Below are 3,983 nucleotides of genomic sequence, written 5' to 3' on the forward strand. Positions count from 1 at the left end.
GCCGCCCGGGCGGCGGAACTGGCCGGCTTCTTCCCGGACAGCACCGTTGTGGCGCGCACGACGGCGGAGCTGCCGCAGCTGATGCCGCTGGCCGACGGCCTGGTGCACTGCACCCCCGTGGGCATGGCCGCCCACCCCGGCGTTCCGCTGGACCTGGAGCTTCTGGAAGGACGCCACTGGGTTGCGGACATCGTGTACCGCCCCATCGACACCGAACTCGTCCGGGGCGCCCGCGCCAAGGGCTGCGAGGTCCTGGACGGCGGCCGGATGGCTGTGGCCCAGGCCGCAGACGCCTTCCGCATCTTCACGGGCCTGGAACCCGATCCGGACCGCATGCGCTCGCACTTCCTGGAGCTCGTGGCCGCAGAAGAGGTGGCTGCCTGATGCGCACCGGAATCGCCACCGTCTGCCTCTCCGGCACCCTGAAGGAGAAGATGCAGGCCTGTGCCATCGCAGGATTCGACGGCATCGAAATCTTTGAACAGGACCTGGTCACCTCGCCGCTGAGCCCGGGGGACGTGCGGGCCATGGCCGCAGACCTTGGCCTGGGGCTGGACCTCTACCAACCGTTCCGCGATTTCGACGGCGTGGCCCCGGACCTGCTGAAGGCGAACCTACGGCGGGCGGAGGCGAAGTTCAACCTGATGTCCCGCCTGGGCATGGACACCATCCTGGTCTGCTCGAACGTCGCCACGGCCACCATTGACGACGACGGCCTGCGTGCCTCCCAGCTGGCGCAGCTGGCCGAACTTGCCGGCGACCACGGCATCAAGGTGGCGTACGAGGCCCTGGCCTGGGGCAAGCACGTGAACGACTACGAGCACGCCTACCGCCTGGTGGAGATGGTGGACCACCCCAACTTCGGCACCTGCCTGGACTCCTTCCACATCCTGTCCCGCAGCTGGGACACCGCGCCGATTGAAAAGCTCAACCCGGAAAAGATCTTCTTCGTCCAGGTTGCGGACGCCCCCCAACTCACCATGGATGTGCTGTCCTGGAGCCGCCACTACCGCGTGTTCCCGGGCGAGGGGCAGTTCGAGCTGGCCAAGTTCATGGGCCACGTGGTCCGGGCGGGCTATTCCGGCCCGGTCTCCCTGGAGGTCTTCAACGACGTCTTCCGCCAGTCCGACGTGGACCGCACAGCCGTGGACGCCATGCGCTCGCTCATTTGGCTGGAGGAACAGAGTGCCGCGTGGCTGGCAGGCAGCGCGGAAGCCGCAGGGGGCGGCAGTGCTGCCTCCCGGCGTCGTTATCCCATGGAACTCGCCACGCTGCCCAAGGTCAGCGAACCGGCGGGCTTCAACTTTGCCGAGGTCAAAGCTGACGATACCGCCCGGCTGGAGAAGCTCCTGGGGCAGCTCGGCTTCGGGTTCGAGGGCCGGCACCGCACCAAGGACGTGCAGCTGTGGACCATGGGCCAGGCGCGCGTGATCATCAACGAGCAGGCGGCATCGCACGCCGAACCGTCAATCGCCGCGTTGGGGTTCGACGTCGATTCACCCGTGATTGCCTCCGCCCGGGCCCAGCAGCTCAAGGCTCCCGTGGTTGCCCGCAAGGTCCAGGCCGACGAGGAAGTCTTCCAGGGCATCTCCGCGCCGGACTCAACGGAAATTTTCCTGTGCCAGGGCAGCCCTGACGGCACGGCAGCCTGGACCGGTGAATTCGGGGAAGGCCTGGAACACCGCACTCCTTCCGGGGGGCCGGGTGCCGCTGCGGTCATCGACCATGTCAACCTTGCCCAGCCGTGGCAGCACTTCGACGAGGCCGTCCTGTTCTACACCAGCGCCCTGGCCCTGGAACCGCAGCCCTTCGCCGAAGTACCCAGCCCCAGCGGGCTGGTGCGCTCCCAGGTGATGACCACTTCGGACGCCGCCGTCCGGCTGGTGCTGAACCTGGCGCCGGTGCAGCAGGCCCGCAGCGAAGTCCGCAAGACCTACCAGGAGCACATCGCGTTCGCCGTGGGGGACCTCGTGGCCTCCGCCCGGGCCGCCCGGGACCGCGGCCTCGAATTCCTGCAGATCCCCGCGAACTACTACGAGGACCTGGACGCCCGGTTCGACCTCGACCCCGGGTTCCTGGCCACACTGCAGGAGCTCAACCTCCTCTATGACCGCGATGCCGACGGCGAATTCCTCCACTTCTACACCGCCACGGTGGGCAGTGTGTTCTTTGAAATGGTGGAACGCCGCGGCGGCTACGACGGGTACGGGGCGCCCAACGCCCCAGTCCGGCACGCGGTCCAGTACGACTCCCTGCACCGGACCTGAGCCGGCCCGCCGAACCACTGTCCCCGCCGAACTGCCCAACGAATCACAACGAAAACCAGAAAGGAGCCAGCCGTGCCGGAAGAAACCAACGCCCAGCTTGATACCGACGAGTCTGTGCCGCCCGCCGAGCCGAAGGCCGCACACATGCCCCTGGACCGCGCCATTGAAACCCAGGCTGACCTCAGCGCAGAGATCAACGCCCTGGGCGAAGCCTATGCACGGGCCCTCAAAGAGGGCTCCCCCGCCGAAACCCAGCCGCGGCTGGACTACCCGCCCTACCGCTCCAGCATCCTGCGGCACCCCACCAAGAGCCTGCACCACGCGGACCCGGAAACCATCGAGCTGTACTCGCCGGCCTTCGGCCACCAGGACGTGCACGCCCTCGAGTCCGATCTCACCATCCAGCACAACGGCGAGCCCCAGGGCGAGCGGATCATCGTGGCAGGCCGGGTCCTGGACGGGAACGGCCGCCCCGTTGCGGGCCAGCTCGTGGAGATCTGGCAGGCCAACTCCTCCGGCCGGTACATCCACAAGCGCGACCAGCACCCGGCGCCGATCGACCCGAACTTCACGGGCATCGGCCGCTGCATCACCGGCCCGGACGGGTCCTACCGGTTCACCACCATCAAGCCCGGCGCGTACCCGTGGAAGAACCACCTGAACGCCTGGCGCCCGGCGCACATCCACTTCTCCCTGTTCGGAACCGAGTTCACCCAGCGGATCATCACCCAGATGTATTTCCCGGGCGACCAGCTGTTCCCACTGGACCCGATCTACCAGACCATCGTGGACCAGGACGCCCGCGACCGGCTGGTGGCCGCCTACGACCACAGCCTCACCGAGCCCGAGTGGGCCCTGGGCTACAACTGGGACATTGTCCTGACGGGCCCCAAGCGGACGTGGACCGAAAACGAGGCGCTTGGCGCAGAAAGTGATGAGGAGTAGGGACATGAGCAACCAGACCAAACTTGTCCCCACCCCGGGGCAGACCGTCGGACCGTTCTACGGCTACGCCCTGCCGTTCGAGAAGGACAACGAACTCCTGGCCCCCGGCTCGCCGGGCTCCATCCGCCTGCAGGGAACCGTCTACGACGGCTCCGGCCAGCCCATCCCGGACGCCATCCTGGAAATCTGGCAGCCCGACGCCGACGGCAACATTGTCCAGAAGACCGGGTCCCTGGTCCGCGACGGCTACACCTTTACCGGGTGGGGCCGCGGCGCCGTGGGCAACTCCGGAGTCTTCACCTTCACCACCGTGAACCCGGGCCCCACCAAGCCGGTCCCAGGAAAACCGGCGGCGGCCCCCTTTATCTCCGTGGCCATCTTCGCCCGCGGGCTCACCAACCGGCTCTTCACCCGCATCTACCTGCCCGAGGACACGGAGGCGCTGGCCAATGACCCGCTGCTCAGCTCCCTGGATCCCGAACGCCGCAGGACGCTGATCGCACGCCGTGACGCCGACGGCGGCCTCACCTGGGACGTCCGCCTCCAGGGTGAGGGCGAAACAGTCTTCCTGGACTTCCAGTGACCGGGTCCGCCGGCCTGGGAGATGCGGACGCCTTCGGGGGAGAGGGCGACGCCGGCCTGCTCAGTCCCGTCTCGGCGTCGCCCCTGGTGGGTGCGCTGACGGGTGACCGGGCTGTGCTGGCGGCGATCCTCGCCGTCGAATCCGGCTGGGCCGCCGTGCTGGAGAAGGCGGGCCTGGCACCCGCCGGT

Annotated in this window: 3 protein-coding genes and 2 pseudogenes; all 5 read left to right on the top strand. The window is 68.0% G+C overall.

Annotated elements, in window-relative coordinates:
- Positions 1-384, top strand: a pseudogene (locus ACKAE7_RS20490) (shikimate dehydrogenase); the annotation flags it as partial.
- A complete protein-coding gene (locus tag ACKAE7_RS20495; RefSeq protein WP_408980160.1) occupies positions 384-2,267 on the top strand; it encodes a bifunctional sugar phosphate isomerase/epimerase/4-hydroxyphenylpyruvate dioxygenase family protein in 1,884 nt (627 codons plus the stop codon). The pseudogene ACKAE7_RS20490 and the gene ACKAE7_RS20495, both read left to right, overlap by 1 nt.
- Positions 2,268-2,339: 72 nt before the next feature.
- Complete coding sequence (gene pcaH / locus ACKAE7_RS20500; protein ID WP_190613017.1) at positions 2,340-3,212, top strand: protocatechuate 3,4-dioxygenase subunit beta; 873 nt, start codon at positions 2,340-2,342, stop codon at positions 3,210-3,212.
- A gap of 4 nt (positions 3,213-3,216) precedes the next feature.
- Positions 3,217-3,795: a protocatechuate 3,4-dioxygenase subunit alpha gene (gene pcaG / locus ACKAE7_RS20505; RefSeq protein ID WP_191035077.1), complete on the top strand. Its 579-nt coding sequence runs from the start codon at positions 3,217-3,219 to the stop codon at positions 3,793-3,795.
- Positions 3,792-3,983 (top strand): annotated as a pseudogene (locus ACKAE7_RS20510) (adenylosuccinate lyase family protein); the annotation flags it as partial. The gene pcaG and the pseudogene ACKAE7_RS20510, both read left to right, overlap by 4 nt.

Origin of the sequence: Pseudarthrobacter sp. NKDBFgelt (assembly GCF_046097905.1) — a bacterium.
Lineage (GTDB): Bacteria > Actinomycetota > Actinomycetes > Actinomycetales > Micrococcaceae > Arthrobacter > Arthrobacter polychromogenes.